This window comes from Asaia sp. BMEF1, assembly GCF_051628905.1.
In the GTDB taxonomy this organism is placed as follows: Bacteria; Pseudomonadota; Alphaproteobacteria; order Acetobacterales; family Acetobacteraceae; genus Asaia.
On record NZ_CP157575.1, the window covers coordinates 2,635,001 to 2,652,091 of the forward strand.

11 protein-coding genes, 1 tRNA gene and 2 rRNA genes (1 of these 14 running past the window's edge) are annotated in these 17,091 nt (G+C 55.7%); 8 read left to right on the forward strand and 6 right to left on the reverse strand.

The genetic code is table 11. The features are described from left to right. The 3 genes from ABHV46_RS11745 to ABHV46_RS11755 form a co-directional block, all read left to right on the forward strand. Positions 1 to 1,011 (forward strand): 23S ribosomal RNA (locus tag ABHV46_RS11745) (it extends 1,730 nt beyond the left edge of the window). 116 nt (positions 1,012 to 1,127) lie between these two features. Then, positions 1,128 to 1,242 (forward strand): 5S ribosomal RNA (gene rrf, locus ABHV46_RS11750). Positions 1,243 to 1,277: 35 nt separating this feature from the next. Beyond that, a tRNA-Met gene (locus ABHV46_RS11755) sits at positions 1,278 to 1,354 on the forward strand. Here ABHV46_RS11755 and ABHV46_RS11760 read toward each other — a convergent pair. Continuing rightward, positions 1,311 to 3,086, reverse strand: a complete 1,776-nt coding sequence (locus ABHV46_RS11760) for a recombinase family protein (RefSeq protein ID WP_438384380.1) — start codon at positions 3,084 to 3,086, stop codon at positions 1,311 to 1,313. The genes ABHV46_RS11755 and ABHV46_RS11760 overlap by 44 nt on opposite strands. A 30-nt stretch (positions 3,087 to 3,116) precedes the next feature. Then, positions 3,117 to 4,430, reverse strand: a complete 1,314-nt coding sequence (locus ABHV46_RS11765) for an AAA family ATPase (protein WP_438381611.1) — start codon at positions 4,428 to 4,430, stop codon at positions 3,117 to 3,119. A 277-nt stretch (positions 4,431 to 4,707) separates the two neighbouring features. On the opposite strand from ABHV46_RS11765, the gene ABHV46_RS11770 reads away from it, so the two are divergent. Together ABHV46_RS11770 and ABHV46_RS11775 are read left to right on the forward strand one after the other, a co-directional pair. Then, positions 4,708 to 4,875 carry a hypothetical protein gene (locus tag ABHV46_RS11770; RefSeq protein ID WP_438381612.1) on the forward strand — a complete coding sequence of 56 codons (168 nt, stop codon included), beginning with the start codon at positions 4,708 to 4,710 and terminating at the stop codon, positions 4,873 to 4,875. Between the two features lie 14 nt (positions 4,876 to 4,889). Then, complete coding sequence (locus tag ABHV46_RS11775; protein ID WP_438381613.1) at positions 4,890 to 6,227, forward strand: hypothetical protein; 1,338 nt, start codon at positions 4,890 to 4,892, stop codon at positions 6,225 to 6,227. 31 nt (positions 6,228 to 6,258) lie between these two features. On the opposite strand, the gene ABHV46_RS11780 is transcribed toward ABHV46_RS11775, so the two are convergent. Then, entirely contained in the window at positions 6,259 to 7,542 is a 1,284-nt protein-coding gene (locus tag ABHV46_RS11780; protein WP_438381614.1) for a DUF3987 domain-containing protein, read from the reverse strand. 657 nt (positions 7,543 to 8,199) lie between these two features. Between ABHV46_RS11780 and ABHV46_RS11785 the strand changes: the two genes are divergently transcribed. Both ABHV46_RS11785 and ABHV46_RS11790 read left to right on the forward strand, forming a co-directional pair. Continuing rightward, positions 8,200 to 10,752 carry a hypothetical protein gene (locus tag ABHV46_RS11785; RefSeq protein WP_438381615.1) on the forward strand — a complete coding sequence of 851 codons (2,553 nt, stop codon included), beginning with the start codon at positions 8,200 to 8,202 and terminating at the stop codon, positions 10,750 to 10,752. After that, on the forward strand, positions 10,712 to 12,157 hold the full coding sequence (locus ABHV46_RS11790) for a hypothetical protein (RefSeq protein ID WP_438381616.1): 1,446 nt from the start codon (positions 10,712 to 10,714) through the stop codon (positions 12,155 to 12,157). Before ABHV46_RS11785 ends, ABHV46_RS11790 begins: the two co-directional genes overlap by 41 nt. A gap of 134 nt (positions 12,158 to 12,291) precedes the next feature. On the opposite strand, the gene ABHV46_RS11795 is transcribed toward ABHV46_RS11790, so the two are convergent. Then, positions 12,292 to 13,581, reverse strand: coding sequence for a MobA/MobL family protein (locus tag ABHV46_RS11795; protein ID WP_438381617.1), 1,290 nt, complete (start codon positions 13,579 to 13,581; stop codon positions 12,292 to 12,294). An 89-nt stretch (positions 13,582 to 13,670) separates the two neighbouring features. Then, positions 13,671 to 13,964, reverse strand: a complete 294-nt coding sequence (locus ABHV46_RS11800; protein WP_438381618.1) for a hypothetical protein — start codon at positions 13,962 to 13,964, stop codon at positions 13,671 to 13,673. An 811-nt stretch (positions 13,965 to 14,775) separates the two neighbouring features. On the opposite strand from ABHV46_RS11800, the gene sthA reads away from it, so the two are divergent. Continuing rightward, positions 14,776 to 16,194, forward strand: coding sequence for a Si-specific NAD(P)(+) transhydrogenase (sthA, locus tag ABHV46_RS11805; RefSeq protein WP_336946730.1), 1,419 nt, complete (start codon positions 14,776 to 14,778; stop codon positions 16,192 to 16,194). An 89-nt stretch (positions 16,195 to 16,283) separates the two neighbouring features. Here the strand turns inward: sthA and ABHV46_RS11810 are convergent, their stop codons facing one another. Beyond that, the gene (locus ABHV46_RS11810; protein WP_438381619.1) at positions 16,284 to 16,958 is read right to left on the reverse strand and encodes a DUF421 domain-containing protein; all 675 of its coding nucleotides are present in this window, start codon (positions 16,956 to 16,958) and stop codon (positions 16,284 to 16,286) included. Positions 16,959 to 17,091 lie beyond the last annotated feature (133 nt).

Genomic DNA, 17,091 nt, shown 5'->3' on the forward strand with positions numbered 1-17,091 from the left:
GCAAGCATTGAATTGAAGCCCCGGTAAACGGCGGCCGTAACTATAACGGTCCTAAGGTAGCGAAATTCCTTGTCGGGTAAGTTCCGACCTGCACGAATGGCGTAACGACTTCCCCACTGTCTCCAGCATCGACTCAGCGAAATTGAATTCCCCGTGAAGATGCGGGGTACCCGCGGTCAGACGGAAAGACCCTATGAACCTTTACTGCAGCTTTGCAGTGGCATCAGAGACATCCTGTGTAGGATAGGTGGGAGGCTATGAAACCGAGGCGCCAGCTTCGGTGGAGCCGTCCTTGAAATACCACCCTGAATTTTTCTGATGTCTAACCGAGACCAGTCTAGCCTGGTCCGGGACCCTGCATGGTGGGCAGTTTGACTGGGGCGGTCGCCTCCCAAAGTGTAACGGAGGCGCGCGATGGTGGGCTCAGGTCGGTCGGAAACCGACTGTCGAGTGCAATGGCATAAGCCCGCCTGACTGTGAGAGTGACAGCTCGAACAGAGACGAAAGTCGGCCATAGTGATCCGGTGGTCCCACGTGGACGGGCCATCGCTCAACGGATAAAAGGTACTCTAGGGATAACAGGCTGATCTCCCCCAAGAGTCCACATCGACGGGGAGGTTTGGCACCTCGATGTCGGCTCATCACATCCTGGGGCTGGAGCAGGTCCCAAGGGTTCGGCTGTTCGCCGATTAAAGTGGTACGTGAGCTGGGTTTAGAACGTCGTGAGACAGTTCGGTCCCTATCTGCCGTGGGTGTATGAGACTTGAGAGGATTTGTCCCTAGTACGAGAGGACCGGGATGAACATACCTCTGGTGTACCGGTTGTCGCGCCAGCGGCACAGCCGGGTAGCTAAGTATGGACGGGATAACCGCTGAAAGCATCTAAGCGGGAAACCCACCTCAAAACTAGGTCTCACAGGGCCGTGAAAGACCATCACGTCAATAGGCCGGGTGTGGAAGCGTGGTAACACGTGAAGCTAACCGGTCCTAATCGCCCATATCGCTCACACAACGCTCTGCAAGACAGAGCATACACATGCATAGCAATCATCCACGCAAAACATACTCATCATACAAACACACCAACCTCCCACACCGACACACCAGAGGTCGGGTGGATCAGAAGACCTGGTGGCTATGGCGGGAGACTTCCACCCGATCCCATCCCGAACTCGGACGTGAAACGCCCCAGCGCCTATGATACTGCATCTTAAGATGCGGAAAAGTCGGTCGCCGCCAGGTCCCCTGATCCACCCCACACACAACACCCCACCCAACGCGGGGTGGAGCAGCCCGGTAGCTCGTCAGGCTCATAACCTGAAGGCCGCAGGTTCAAATCCTGCCCCCGCAACCAACTTTAACGAACTTTCCGATAACGCCTCAGCTTCATCGCCCGAGGCGTTTTTTGCTTTCTGCGCCCTTGTTGTGCGGCCCGCGTTCAATAGCGCGACCAACTTACCCTCTAACTCGATCCGGTGTTCCGCATGCTCGGTGTCCCAAGAGACGATGATGCGGTCAATCAGGCCCCGCATGGCCTCCGATGAGTCCAGCACGGTGTCAGGGTGGGTTAGGCTCTCGGTGAGATTGGTAATCGTCGCACGGTAGAGCTCGGCCAGATTAGGCGGCAGGGCCGGCGCAACCGCCTGCGCCTGCGCCACAGCATCGCTTTGCTGTTTACGCCGCGCTTCCAAAACTTCTAGTTCGGACTTCGTGGTTTCGGTAAAGATTCCTGCCTTAATGGCAGTCATCACGTTCGCGATTTCTTTTTCCGTCCGGGAGAGGGAGGTTCGCAGATGACGCACGGTTTCTTCGCGGCCTGCATCCAGACTCCGCTGATGGGCGGCGTAGCGGTCAGAAAACTCCTGGACCGCTTCGGGCTGCATCAAATGCTCTTTGAGACCGTGGACGATGGTATGTTCCAACACGTCCTTGCGCAGGCCCTTCATGCCCTGACAAACCGTGCGGCCTTTTTCTCGTGCATTGGAACAATAAAAACGGCGGATGCCGCTGCCTGCGATATTCATCGTGCCTCCGCATGCCCCACACCGGACCAGGCCCGAGAGGAGATAAGTCGGACGACGGCTGGCATGGGTTCCGCTCAGATGGGTGGCATCGCCGGTATCTTTCTCAGCACGGACGGCATCAATCCGTCTTTGGCGCTCTCGGGCTGTGTCCCAGATATCTTGGTCCACGATACGCAGGGACGGGACCTCTTCAATTTTCCATTCGGTCTCTGGATTTAGGCGCGAAACGCGTCTGCTTTCGCCTGGCGGGTGGACATAGCGCAGACGGTTCCAGACGCGTCGTCCGATATAGAGTTCGTTGTTAAGGATACCAGTACCGCGCTTTCTATTGCCTTGGATCGCATTGGCCCGCCAGGTGCCGTCGCCACGACGCGCTCCGTGTTGGGGCACAGGAACCCCGTCCGCGTTCAAGGCTGCGGCGATGCTGCGGGGAGAGATCCCGCGCCCATACTCCGCGAAAATGCGTCGGATCACCACGGCCTGTTCTGCGACAATTTCAAGCTGTCCGGTTTGCGGCAGACCGTTGGGTTGGATGGGAACCCTATAGTCGTAAGACAAGCCCCCTGCCGAGCGTCCTGACTCAATCCGGCTGCTCAGCCCACGATGGGTTTTCTCGGCTACGTGTCGCAGATAGACCGCGTTGATCGTCGATGAAAACCCAACTTGGAGTTCGCTGATCCAGCCCTCTGATAGCGTGAACAGACGGACCTTTCGGTAGCGGCACATCTCGTAAAGATTGGCCGTCTCTTCTTGGGAGCGGGAGAGTCGGTCCAAAGATTCCGCCATGACAATCGTAAACTCACCATCGTCGAGGGCATGACGGAGTTTTTGATATTGGGGACGGTTTCTGACTGCACCTGATATGGCCTCGTCGATATATTCAGCGCAGATGGTCCAGCCCTCAGCTTCTGCGCGGCGTCGACATTGACGGATCTGATCCTGGGCACTCGATGCGTTCTGCCGGTCATCTGAAAACCGGCCATACAGGGCAACACATTCCGTCATCGTTTGTCTCGTCTGCTTCTTCCGCTCAAAACCACTCAGCGCGATCTCCCGTGACATGTCCAGACCAGTTCGCGTCAACAGGAGACGCTATTGGTGGTCTGTGTTGTCGCGCGGCGGGTTCAGGTCTGTTTTTGGTGGCCGTTTTTTCGGCGTATCCTTTGCTGCTTCGCCGCTCCAATAAAGCGTTTTTTCGCCTTCGACGTGCCGGACCTGGTTGGATTGTTCGACGACGCGGTCCATGACCTTGTAAAAATATGGTTCCGAAAATTCTTTCTTGCCGCTCTTGCGTGCATTCTCCTTATGAGCACGCCAAACATCCGCCTTTGTGAAGGTGCCGTCGCCCATTTTGCTTGCAGCGAAAGAGCATCGTAAGGCTTCGTGATAGGCCTTGTTGCTGATGGCGGGACGGAGCGCGGGGGCTCCAATCAGAGGTTCTGGAATGGTTCTGCGCGTACGTTGTGTGTTTTTCCGATCCGGACGGACGTGCTTGCTGGCGGCGATTTCCGGACGGGTCGGGGCATGGCTCGGATTGGGGGCACGTCCCAGTTCAACATTTTTTGATTCTCGATCTCGGGCGTTGAGGGGCCCCTGGATCGGGTGCATGGAGAGATAGAAAAACGGAGATCGTGGCGCTTCGCGCTGCTTCTCAATGTCGAGGCGAATACGATGAGCGAGTGGTGCACCTTCCGCATCGACAAGATCAGCCTCGTTATGGACAGCGATATGGGTATCGACGCCGCCCCGGAGGGCTGAGCTACCACGTTCGATCATGCGCGCATCTTTGCCGGGGTGGTGGATCACCATGATTGAGCAGTCGAATTTTTGTCGCAGTGCGTCCATGCCGGTGATGAGGCGATCCATTTGAGAGGCATCATTTTCATCGCCTTCGAGCGTGCTGATTAACGGATCAAAAATGATGAGATCCGGATGAATGTTCATCCTGTCGAGTTCTGCGGCGAACGTGTCAATTTGCGCGATCGATGTCAGTTTGACACGATGGGTGTGGCTTGATGCAAAAAGACCCTGCGAAATAATCGGCTGAGCCGTGACCCGATCATAATGAAAATGCTCCAACCAACCGGCAATTCTTCGGCCGATGCTGTCTGGCGCTTCGGCGAGCATATATACGACCGTACGCTGCGGGGCGGCAGGCAGGGCCGGTTTGGGGGGTGTATCTGCCGCCTCAGCTGGGAAGCAATCAACCCCGATGATCAGGCAAAGCGCAATGTGCAGGGCAAGAAAAGTTTTCCCGCAATTGGGCGCACCATAGAGGCAGATGAGTGCCTTTTTGGGAATCACATCTGGAACAAGCCATTCCATCTCCTGAACATTGATGACGTCGATTGTCTGCCACAGCGGGGCGGGAATATCCGTCGCGTCTGAGGGCGTGGTCGGCTCCATTGAAGGCGTCTCCTGTACGGACTGGAACGGTGTTTCTGGCAAGGTTCTGATCATCCGATTAAGGCGGGGAAATCTTCTTCTTCTCCTTCTCATTAGTTAAGAACCAATAGGTTCTTGCATAGCTTCTTATACGGGGAAAAGGGCCAGCCTCAAGAAAGAAAAAAAGGGGGTTGGCGAGCACTTCCCGGGGGGCCCTATGTCCCCCGGGAAGTGCCTCGCTTAGGAAAAGCGCAGAGCGAGACGGGGGCAATAGCGATCTTCATAGGAGAATATCCCAATGCCCAAACGACATGCCACCCTCGCCAATGATACCCTCACCCCCGATGCGGAACTGCTCTTCGCACTGCGTCCCTTCATCGACTTGCTAGCCCGTCAGGCTGTCCGCGAGTTCGTCGCAACCAACGACAACGGCGTGCAGCGCGCCGACGTCGTTTGCGCACGCTAAGGGGAGGCTAGATCATGCTACTCTCCGCAAAAAGCCGCAAACGCGCCGCCGACTATACAAACAAGATGATGGATCAGGTTATGCACCACCTGAATACCCGTCGCATCAGGTGCTGGATTCCGGACTTGCTCCGTCACCGCGCCGCTCCCGCTTCGGCCAACGACAATCTTGCTGTCTCAGCGCCAGTTCCGGCTAACGACAACCGTGCCGCTGTTCTCCCTACAAAATACGCTTGCCCCACCTTTCGCGGGTCTTCCCTCTCGGTCGTCGGAGACGGGCAGGGGCCGCCAACCGTCATCCTCATCATTGCCAAGGCCGACGCGAGCACCCTCAAAATTAGGGCGGGTCAATATGTCCTGGCCTCCGTAAAAGTGCTCATCGATCCGTACTTCGCGACGAAGGTGCAGGCTGTCAGTGTGCGTCGTGTTCTGCACACTACACAGGGAGCCGTCCGGGTCGAAGCAAATGGGGAGGGCTTCCGTATTCGCGTGCGAGATGCGCATGCCAGCCCCTGTTCATCACAAGACGTTTACCTCAGCCCCGTCCAGTATCAACCAGATACCAATAAAAAGGCGGTCGACTTCTTCTTGCCTTGGGATGAGAGGCCGCTGGCTCTGGAAGACCTCAAGACACTGAAACATACTACCCAAACGGGTCTTGCTCGACGCCTCCTGCTTGCAAAATGGGCACTTCCGACGGTGAAAGGGGCAGGGGATGAATGCTACACGCTCGCTTTCATCTACCAATGGGGCCTGAAAGCCGCGGGAAGGTCAACATATGACCTTGATGCCTGTTCGATGAGCGATACGGGCCATTACGACGCGCCTCTGTCCGAGGATGCGCGGCGAATGATTCCATGGAGCGTTATTCCTGCGCAGCATCATCATAACATTGAAGCGCAATTGCTGCCGCTGCCAGCGAGAAAGCGCTATACGGCAGAAGGGCCGTTCGGGTCACTCATGCGCTCGTGGGATGGCAGACTGATTTGGATTAACCCGCCATATAACGGTCGGCTTTGGGCGTGCTTCATGGAACGGGCCCATCGAGAGGTAGAGCGAGACAAGCGGAAGATCTTCCTGACTTTGGGGCCAAATGATAACTGCGGCCCGCATGCGGCGTCACTTTATGGGCGCTACGCCTGTCAAATCCCGTTGGAGCGGCAATTACCGTTCTACAAAGTACGGATTTCGTCCATTGAAACGATTAGGAATAACCAAATCGTCGTCTTTGGGAGGGGTATAAAGATGCAGCGCTTCTTGCGGAGCCTTGCCACGATAATGCATGCCGACGGCGCCATTTCGGCCGAACAAAAGGCCAAAATTATCAGGGAATCCTGGCTCTATCTACTTTAGTAACAGGGCGGGGAAGAAAGGCCCCGCCCCTTTAGGCAGCCATCGGGCGTGATGACTCATGGGCATCACGCTGCGGCTCCTGGGGCCGCATGAGGTCCTGAACAAAGCGCGCCATAGGGGCATTTTTAATGTCTCGAACCCCCGCGATGAGCTCTCGTGGGGAAGGCGCGTGCCCCAGGCGCCGAGCGAGGGCTTCGGCTTTGCACACCACTTTTTCCAGGTCCGACATATTATAGCGGTCCAAGAGGTTGCGGGCGTCTTGAAGGTGCAGTTCGGCGACACGGATAGCCCAGCCTAAATCCCCGGCGTCGATTTCTGATGTCTCCTTGTGCAGGAGCACATGGTAAACGAGCGCATATTTGAAGCTCCGCCACAAGATCCGACGGAAGAAACTGGACGGCACGGTGGCATGGTCTCGAAAGAGCCTCCGAAACTGTGTGCAATAGACCTCTATGGCCTCGGGGGAGGCAGTATAGAGCGGATGAAGGGTTGTAGTGCGCACCCTCTCCCAAGCTTCCGTCAAGGCTCTGGATGTGGGGGCATCGTCCATGGTGTAGAGCGGCATGGGCGGCTCGGGTCTGCGTTCGGCGATGACATATTGGAAACGCTGCATGAAGCCATCCAGCATGCTTTCCAGCGTGACGTTTTGCAGGAATGTGTCTGTGACCGTTGTTCCCAAGATGACCAGGGCTGGATCCTTGACTTCAAGGGTCTGGGTTTTGGTGCGGCGGGAGATGCTTTGGTTGTCGTACAGACGCAGCAGGTAGTCGCGGATTTCGTCCGCGTAGGTTTGGTTGTTGATCCGCTTGATCAACTGGCCCCACTCATCCTGAAACCAGGCTGCATGGTTGTGCTCCCGAAGGTCTGCGACGAATTGTGCGGCTGTTGTGACCTCGGGAAACCGGCGGAGCGCCATAATATTTTGCAGGACACGGGTGGCATAGGTTTTGCTCGCGCCGCTTTCCGCCAGAACAGTGGTCCAGAGGTCCGGACGAACCATGCTTCCGGCAACGGAAATCTGGATATTCTGGTCGAGAAGCCAAGCTGCAAGGCCGTGCAGGGCCGTAAAGGCTGGAATTTCCAAGGGTACATCGCAGCCGTGATGAAAGCGATCAATGACTGTCGCCAAAAATGTATCAGGTGGGACGATGTCTCGGCCGCGCCATTTGGTATTGGTCGTTCTTAGGTTGAGGAAGCCTTGCAGCGTTGCTTGTTGGGCTTCCGTGAGGTTCTCTGGGATCTGATCGAAGATCGAGATTTGTGCAGATGAGGGTAATCGTCGCGCTTTCTTTTTGCGAGAGGGATGACGGGCCATCAGACGCGCTCCTTATGCTGGATGAGGGGGAGACGGCGACGCACGCGCCGTACAAGGACACCTGGGTCCAGAACAGGGGCGAGGGAAGCTGATGACGCCAAAAAAATGCCAGCGGAGCGATTTTTATTCTGGATAAGGAATAATGACCGCGACGATGGGGACCCCCGTCAGCGTCTGCATGTCCAAGAAAGCGCCGGTTTTCTGCGGATTATCGGCAAAAAAACGCGTCAGCAACCCGTCTGCAAAAAGTGCGCAGGCTTATTGCTGGGGCAGAGCATGGCACTTGCCAAACGGCGGTGGCCATTGCCCATAGACGGAAACGTTGGCCGATAGGCACGAATATATGGCCGCTTACGCCTCAAGGCAGACATCCACGCTGTTGTGAGGGGCGTCCAAAAGCCGACCTTGCTAAGAGAAGGGTAATAGACCAATTTTGGGGCATTGTGCTCGGTCGGTCTCTGAGCGCGATAGCTTCGATTATGGGGGGGCGAGCATGCCAACATAGATGCCCTTCAAGAATCAAGCTGCCGCATTAAAAATTTACCCTAAATTCATCGATCAACGGCTTGGAATGAACGACAAGAAATTGCGCATTCACAATCCTTGCAATGGATTATCTCTGTGCCGATATTATATGGAACAACGGTGCCGGGGCAGATGCGCGACATTGAGGATACCATCAAGGCTGGTGAGCGTAATCGCGACACGATGGTGCTTGTAAGTAACTACTGCGCGAGTGCACGTGTCGAGAAGTTGGGCGGAACAGGGATGATCGAACAGGCTACGGGCCTGCCGATAGGACTTCACGGCATGCGCTGCGATTTCGCACCTGAAGGCGGCATGTCATGCTGGGATCTTCGCGACGCTGTCATCGATTTCTACGATAGGAATTGCATCAGTTGCCAGCACCGTCAGCCCCTGCGGCTGCCGAACCTGCTTGAGATCATTGCTGAGCGCGACCGTGCACGCGCCACCCGAGAGGCACGCGACGCATTGGACGCCGAGCTGGCGGCAAAAGCACTTGAGGCAAGGAACGCGGTCCGCGCGCTCCTTGCCCCAAACCTTGGTGCGATCGCCCGTACTTTGCTTGACGATATCGGCCTGTTCGACGCCCATCGCACTGCGGAAAACTTCGAACGTGTAACCCAAAGCGCGCGGCTCGCACCCGAGCATTTCACTCCCGAACTGGTGGTATATGTTTCCGGGTTGGCGAAGGACCAACCCTGGTTCGCCGAGGCGGCACTTATCATCCTTGATGCCGTCGGTGCCGATGACGCCGAGATAGTCACCCTGGCAATTACGATGCTTCATCGGGGACATACGGTTCGCTCCGCAGTGGAGAAGCTCCTGCCACGCATTCATGTGGTTTCTGCCGGCGTCATCCCTGACATTGTCGACTCCGCCATTAACCTTGCCGATCCCGACGACCGTGAATTTTTCCATGGCGGTAGTGAACAGCGCATGTCACGCGATTCCGCGTTTCTCGTGGCATTGCATCAACAGTTTCCCAGTGAAATGATCGCAGCGATTGAGTGCATGCTTTTGAGTGGCGAGCGGGCATTGGTCGAGCGTGCCGGCCGCGGTTTGCACGCGTTGAGGGGCTCAAACGCGAAGGTTGCGGCGCCCATTTTGCGAAGCTTGATGTCAGTTTATGTCCGCGCCCCATCGCTGGTGAGCGACCTGAAAGACAATGACGACCGGCTTCCCGATCTGGCAGAAGCCATGAATGATGCGTTCGACGCCTTGCCACAAGAGGTCGATAGACTGCTCCAATCGCTTTACGAGGGAGCGCCACCCTCCCACCGCGCGCGGGTCATGATGGCATACGCGCTCGCCGTCCGTGTCGGATACGATGAGCCGCCAGTCCCCGCCACATCGCCGCGCCATTCCCTCGCACTCCCTCGTCTTATCTGGGCGACCACAGTCGAGCGTGACGATAAGGTTCTCGAAGAAGTGACATCGGCGTTTCGCGCAGGTACGAGGGGGTTGGAGCTTGTGGTTCGAGAGCAGCTCGATGCGTTCGTCGGCGCACTCTTTCTGCTGGATGACCGACTGGCGGAACTGGACGCCGAGAAAGAGCAGCCCGGAGATGATTTTCTGGCTATCATGGAGCGCAGGAATAGGCGTTCTATGATGCGCGGACTGATAGATGAATTTGTCAAATGGGCAAGTAAGGCGGCGGCGGGTGACAATGCATCGGTGGCCAAGATCGTTGGCATGTTCGACACCATTCCGGATGGGCGCGACAATCTTCGTGGCGCGCTGCTAGGCGCGACGAAGGCGCTTTCCGGCGATCTTGCCGGATTGAAGCTGGTGTTGCCACACCTTTATACTGCTCTCGTCGGATCATCAGTGCTGGGCCGTTCTTATGCGGCAACCGCCGTCGGCGAACTCCCATATCGGAGCAGGGCGAATATTCCTGATCTCCTGTTCGAAGCGTTTAGCGCCTTGTTGTGGGATCAATATGTCGCCGTCCATAAGGCAGCGGTGAATGCCTTCCAGCGCGCAACCCTGCCCGAGCAGTTTCGGCCTAACGCAGCCCTAGCGATCCTGAACCTGATTCATTATTATCGAGTCCAGTCGAACGAGGACCAGTTCCTTGCAAAATGCGTTCGCATTCTGTCCGGTATGGTTGATCTCTTTGGCGAAGGAAGCGCAAAAGTTAGGCGCTATCTGATCGAAGTCGCAATGGGCATCGAGCCGCTATTTCTGCGCTCCGATATACAGTCGTTGTCCTATAGCCTTGGTTCCGAGCCTGAGTTTGCCAAGCTCGCCGCGCGTATGGTCCCGCATCTTGTCGATCGGCACAATCAGTCCGATGCGGCTATGAACCTCCTGGGCCAAGTGAGTCCTGATGGTTTCAGGACCAGCGCTCAGGCCTTTCATGATGCAGCGATTACAGTGCTGAATGACGACCTTAAGACATCACTTGGCATTGTAGACGCGTTTCTCCGAACGGATATGCTCGACGAGGCTGATGCTCTCGTGACCGCGCTTCTGGACAATAATGGTGACACGATAAGAATGCGACGTCGTAGGACGTTGCTGCGCTGGCCGCAGCTCGCCCTGCGTTTCGAGCATGCTGTTTCTGCTCGGGATATGGACGCGATTGGGGAAACAGGTCGCGCCTGGAGCGAGGCCGCTGCAGTCGACACACAGGATCGGGAGGATGAGCGTGAACGTCGTGCTCGCTCAAGCCTACCCTTCTAGGATCGCCGCGATCGAAGCGATCGCCGTTTATCCGGACACCGCAGGCGGCGATGAATTGCGCGCTAGGGCCGAAGACGTGTTGTCTGCTGCGCAGCTTTTCGGATCAGCAACCGCAGCGCAGGACTGGCAAGCGTTCGCGTTCTCACTCAAAATCTTGGGTCTTCTCGCTGACTGGAGTGAGGCGGTACATAACGCAGCGGTTGATGCTGATCGGTTCCTTCGTGCGGGTCGGCTTCAATATCGCACCTTCGCCGCCGATGCTAATCACTCGGCCTATGAATTGGCGCTCGTCGCTGCGCTTGCCCCGATCAATGACGATCTCGACGTCTCTTCGGTGCCGGCGCTACGTAGCGCGGTTGCACAACGGGAAATGCCCGTCGCCATCTTTGGCAGCAAGAAGCGCAATTTCGAACCGCTCACGGCCGACGGGGTGTCTGTCAAGTCTGAAGAGATCGCCGTTGCTTTTCTAGAGTTCATGATCGACGGAAAGCCCGCAGATACAGTGCATAATCTGAGCACGGGACAGGTTCATGATCTAGATCTGACCATTCGGGTGTCGAGGTGGCCCGAATACGCCGAACGGCTCGTGATAGAACCCATGTCAATCGAGCCTCCCAGCACTTGGGATTTTCCCTCTTTTGAGTTCTTGAAGCCTCATGGTCCACTGCCCTACGTGTTTCAACGTCAGGGCCGGATGGCTTTGCACGCCTCGCAGGGGTTTAATGCGAGGCCACTTGAATTCCGTTATTCAGCTGAGTTTCAGCCGCAACCGAAGTACGACGAAGCGATCGTGCTTGCTGGCCAGCGAACGCTCCGTCTCGATGGCACTGACACATCGCGACACCCGCTGACCGGTTATAGCGAGTTGGATATGAAAATCATCCAGTTGCGTGAGAAGCTGCGCCTTGAGCCACTAATTTCGGAAGCCCATGTTCGCGACCTGCTGACGTTGCTTACCCCGGTGGCGAACCTCATGGGCCAGTCAGTGCAGGACAAGCGCTATCCAAAGCAGATCGACGAGGCCATGTTCCAAGCTGATTTTCAGTCCTTTCTGCGCTCCAATACCGTCATTGGCAGTGAGCTTGAGGTTCAAGGTGAGATTGCGGGCGGCAAAGTTGACCTCAGCTTTCGAGGGATTAAGATCGAGCTCAAATCAGAGCGCTCAAAGAGACTTCTCCCTGACGATTGCAAGAAATTCGCAGAGCAGGCAGCAAGTTACGCAGTTGGAGCAGGCAATCGGATAGCGCTTCTGTGTGTGTTGGACTGCAGCCCAAAGACGACTCCCCCCTTTCCGGTAGCGGATGGACTAACAATCATTACTATCGAATCCGGAACTAGCCCCGTATATGTCGTGAGTTGCTTGTTTCAGGGGGGGCTTGCCCGTCCAAGCGATCTGTCGCGATGAGCCCGCAGGCCTAAAAGACAGAGAAGTTTTTTGATGGCAAATATCAGTATTTGAGCTTCTAAACAGACATTCTGCTTACCCCCCGTAGGTGTCCCTTCGGATAAAAGTGTTCGATAAGCCATTAAGATGCCTCTCTAACAGCCCCGCTGCATGTCTTTGCGCGACTGATGATGCTTTGGGAAACTAGGCCATAGGCTCCTCGGAGTTGACGTTTTCTGGGGCCGTCGTGGGCTGTTTGACGATAGACGTGCCCAGTCTACGGCATTGATCATGTGGCGCACTCGACTGCGCATGGTGTCCCAACCCTGACGTAGAAGAGCGACCAGGTGGAGCTCATGTTCATGCAAGGCTTGGGGGGAGTAACGCCATGGGGTGGATTTTAAGGCATCAGCCACCCGCACATCATCCCCGTGAGGAATAACGAGGCGCCCATCAGCGTGTGTCTCATCCAAGGCTGGGGAGAGAGCGGCATTGTTGGCTTCACTTGGGACTGGGACAGTTGGGTCTGTGCACTGTCCAGGAGGTCCTCTGCCTGCCCCAGAAGGTGCTGGCATTGTGCCGTAATGCGCTCCATTGCCGTGAGGCGTTCTTGTAGGCGGAGTGCTGCTCGTTCGGTTCGCTGTCGGGCATGGTCCACGCTCTCTTGAAGGCGCAGGAAAAACTCGGTTGTGTCGTCGCTCATATCCCTGTTCCTCCAATTGGCTTGCGAGCGCATTGATGCGCCGCACGATGGTGTTTGTTTCGCTACGGGTGCGGCCCTCATCGATTTGGGGCCAGTCTATGGTTTGTCCGTTTTTTCTGGTTTTGGTCTGGCTGACAGGACGCTTGCCTTGCGCCTGCATGATCCGGGCGGCTGGCCCTTCATGGAGCGTGGGGAGGAGATGGCCTTTCCCCCGATCTTCAAGAGAACGGTGATCAATCGGTGGCCCAGTTCCGGCCATGATGCGGTTATGCGTTTCGGCCCATTCTTCGCGTACCCGTTCCAGCGCCCCTTTTCGGGACAGTCCGATGACCTTGCTGGGCCGTCCTTTTCCTCCGGTGCGGGGTTTGTTCTGTTCCAGCGCGATCAGATGGACATGGGGATTGCCTGGTCGGTCGTAATGGATGGCTGCGATCCAAGGGGCAGTGCCATGTGTGACTTTTTCTGCAAAGTCGCGGACGAGATACTGGTGAAGCTCCGGCGTTCCTTCGCGAGGAAGAGCGATAATGAAGCATTCGGCAATTCGGCCGTTTTGGCCAGCCATCGTTTCATGACGTTCGGCTAGGGTACGAAGGTTGGTCGTGTCATAGGCCGACAGGCCATGACGTGCTCCAAGCAGGATAAGGTCCTGGCGGTTACAACAGATATACTGCAATCGTGCGGCTGTTTTGCCAATCCCGTCGGTGGCGGCGATGCTGCTATGTTGTAAGGAATACAGGGCCATGGCTCATGCTTTCGGCCCGTTGGGTCCGTACGCGAAAATCGTAGATTTTCGCTGAAGTGCGCCCTCCCATTTTTCTACCTCGTGTTCCATTACGGCCTCGGCAGGGAGGGGAGAGAGGATGTGTCTTTTGGAGGCTTGGTGCTGCCTGACGGGCCCTTCAAAAGGTCATACAAGGCTTTGACTCGGTGCAGGTCACAGGCGAATTCCTTTACGGGAAGATCCATCTGCCGCAGGACTTTGCGAAGAGCGGCGTTCTGGGCTTTTTCGCCTGGGAAGCCCGCCTGGTAGAAGGCTGCGAGATCGACAATGTCGCCTGGTGTGAGCGTGCTGGCATTTCCCAGGCGTTGGTTGAGTGTGATAAAACGATGCGCTTGAACAAGCATAGGGGAGGATCCTTCTGACAGTGGATCTTCCTGACCTAGGTCCCGATAAACGCAACCGAAGTAAAATCATCAAACAATACGATTATTTTGCACGGCCTGTGGGCCGTGCAATGTGCGTTGCAAGGCGACCGTTAGGCAATCAACCGTGGGGAGAGGGGATAAGTTCGCCAAAGTTGGTATCCTGCCCCCGCAACCATATCCAAAAAATTCCCATTCAACGTCTCAGCTACAAAGCGCGAGGCGTTCTTTGCGTCTAAAAAACCCCACCATACAATCCTCATGCGACTAGATCGGGCTCGGACCCTGTCGCGACAGAGAGAAGAAAGCCATACGCCCGGAATGGCTCAAACAGCTCGTCGATCAAAGGTCGATCAAAGTCAGAACACGCATCCTCAGTCTGCTAACGTGAACCAACTCAGGCTGGTAAGGCTTAGCCTCTGAAACCGCTGGCACGACCATATGACGCCAGACAAGACACTCAGTACGCAAAACAACAGAACCGGCAGAAGGCTGCGATAGCCACTGATCGCTATCATTCGGGCGTTTACATGGGCGCCAATAGCGCGGGTTTCATCGCACATCAGGTCGACATCACGACTCTGGTAGAAGCAATACATGTCATTGCATACGTCTCGGAAAATATGTGCGGGTTGCCCGTAAGACACTTAAAAATATGACATTTCTCAGTCGTGCGCACTCCTGAATTTCTTTTTCTGACGCGTTTGTCCGGTAGACTGACCACGCATACAACCATAAGTGGCCCCGTTTCAGACGGAGAGATGCGTGCATGGGCAGGAACTGGGAGACTGTAATGTCGAACGAATATGATTTCGATCTGGTCGTTATAGGCAGCGGCCCTGCGGGACGACGCGCCGCTGTGCAGGCCGCCAAATTTGGGCGCTCTGTGCTGGTCGTTGAGCAAAAGGCCCGCGTCGGGGGTGTCTCCGTTCACAAAGGCACTATCCCGTCGAAAACATTGCGTGAAACCGTGCTCAATCTGACTGGATGGCGTGAGCGCGGGTTCTATGGAGAGTCCTATCGCGCCAGATCGGAGATCACTGCGAGTGATCTTCGTATGCGGCTCTCAAAAACGCTCGAATTTGAGGTCGATGTTCTCGAGCACCAGTTCGTTCGAAACACCGTTCGCGTTCAGCACGGCCAGGCTCGCTTCCTCGATACGCACCGGATCGAGATTCTGGGAGAGGAAGGTGCTGCCACGATCGTTTCGGCTGAGAAAATACTGATTGCAGTCGGTACGACACCCCATCGTCCAGACCATGTGCCTTTCGATGACAGCATCATATTCGATAGCGATGCTATTGTGCATCTGGATAGCTTGCCGCGTTCCCTGATCGTTGTGGGAGCAGGTGTCATTGGCATGGAATATGCCACGATATTCAGTGCCCTGGATATTCGGGTCACCATTATCGATGCTCGTGAAGACGTTCTCGAATTTGTCGATCGTGAGTTGATCGCTGAATTGATGCATCAACTCCGAGAGCGTGGCGTCAGTTTCAGACTGGGAATGAGGCTTGAGGCAATCCAGATGGAAGCCGGTCAACCAGTCGCTATCCTTGAAGGCGGTCGCCGTGTGCGAGGCGATATGCTTCTTTATACAGGAGGGCGGTCAGGGTCGACCGGAGCGCTCAATCTGGAGGCTTGCGGGCTCGAGGCGGATTCACGCGGGCGTCTTTCAGTCAATCCGAAGACCTTCCAGACGAGTGTTCCGCATATCTATGCGGCGGGCGATGTGATCGGTTTTCCCTCACTGGCATCTACTTCGATGGAGCAGGGGCGGCTTGCGGCCTGTCACGCCTTTGCTTTTGAAATAACGCATACACCCCAGTATTTTCCCTATGGGATCTACTCTGTGCCCGAAATATCGACCGTGGGCATGAGCGAGGAAGAGGTGAGAAAATCCGGGCTGGCTTATGAATGTGGCATTGCCAGACTTCGTGAGACATCGCGTGGCAATATCATGGGATTACGCGGCGGGATGCTCAAGATGATTATCTCTCTTGAGGATCGTAAGCTTCTGGGCGTGCATATCATTGGGGAGGGGGCGACTGAGCTCATCCATATCGGGCAGGCAGTGCTCAATCTGGGGGGAACAGTCGACTACTTTATCGATGCGACATTCAATTATCCCACGCTCGCGGAAGCCTACAAGATTGCGGCTCTCGATGCGTGGAACCGGATCACGCCGCGGCAGGAGAACGACATATCCTGAATGACGGCGCAAATCTCGTGATTTTACCTACCTTTGCGTCTTTGCAGTGAAGGTAGGGAGCCCGATCATCGGTGTGAGAATAAGGCAGGTCAAGCTGGCAAGGTACTTCCATGCACCTGACCGTCATTAGTGACGACAAGCAAGTGATCGCCGACCCATTCCGCCAGAAAGATATTTTCCAGATTGTGCAGCTTCATTGAAGCCAGCTCGGCTTTGAGCCAGGTCTCGTCACGTTCGAGAATCTCGAGTTCCGCTTCCAGAACCTCACCATGATGGACCAGAAAGCGTGACGGCTTTTTGGCTTCTTCCTTCATGATGACGCTGACATGGCCTGTCGTCTCGATCTGGGCGAAATCGATATTGTCGAAGCTGAAAATGTTCTGCATACGCAGGGCCGTTGCGATGTCCTTCATGTCGATACGGCTCGCGTTCTCCTTGAAATTCTCGATCAGAAAACGCCCGTCACGAATGATGGTGATGGGCTCGCCGATGGTACGCTTGCGCAGGCCGGGTATTTTGCGTGAGAGCGCATTGAACAGCGCCATCAGAGCAATGCAGAGGATCAGCAGGGCGATGTAATGCAGAATGGGCAGCTTGTCGTTGTAGAGAATGCCGCCCACCACACCGCCCAGAATGAAATTCCCGACCAGATCGACCGAGGTCATCATCGCAATCTGGTTGCGACCGGTGACATTCAGATAGGAAATGATCAGGGCAAACCCGATGACGAGTTTCAGAATGACCCAGAGATAGAGGGTGATCACGCGAATCCGGTCCTTTTTGCTAACGTGATAGCGACTGAACAGTCTTTGCCAAAACAGGTTTTTGCTACCCCGTTACATTAAAAAAACGGGATCGAAGGGACTTCGTTCCTTTGTGGGTATCAGGGCAAAGCCC

Bases quoted from the DNA above. Each gene is read 5' to 3' on its own strand.
- ABHV46_RS11760 (WP_438384380.1), bottom strand. From the start codon at position 3,086: ATGTCACGGGAGATCGCGCTGAGTGGTTTTGAGCGGAAGAAGCAGACG.
- ABHV46_RS11765 (WP_438381611.1), bottom strand. From the start codon at position 4,430: ATGGAGCCGACCACGCCCTCAGACGCGACGGATATTCCCGCCCCGCTG.
- ABHV46_RS11770 (WP_438381612.1), top strand. From the start codon at position 4,708: ATGCCCAAACGACATGCCACCCTCGCCAATGATACCCTCACCCCCGAT.
- ABHV46_RS11775 (WP_438381613.1), top strand. From the start codon at position 4,890: ATGCTACTCTCCGCAAAAAGCCGCAAACGCGCCGCCGACTATACAAAC.
- ABHV46_RS11780 (WP_438381614.1), bottom strand. From the start codon at position 7,542: ATGGCCCGTCATCCCTCTCGCAAAAAGAAAGCGCGACGATTACCCTCA.
- ABHV46_RS11785 (WP_438381615.1), top strand. From the start codon at position 8,200: ATGCGCGACATTGAGGATACCATCAAGGCTGGTGAGCGTAATCGCGAC.
- ABHV46_RS11790 (WP_438381616.1), top strand. From the start codon at position 10,712: ATGAGCGTGAACGTCGTGCTCGCTCAAGCCTACCCTTCTAGGATCGCC.
- ABHV46_RS11795 (WP_438381617.1), bottom strand. From the start codon at position 13,581: ATGGCCCTGTATTCCTTACAACATAGCAGCATCGCCGCCACCGACGGG.
- ABHV46_RS11800 (WP_438381618.1), bottom strand. From the start codon at position 13,964: ATGCTTGTTCAAGCGCATCGTTTTATCACACTCAACCAACGCCTGGGA.
- sthA (WP_336946730.1), top strand. From the start codon at position 14,776: ATGTCGAACGAATATGATTTCGATCTGGTCGTTATAGGCAGCGGCCCT.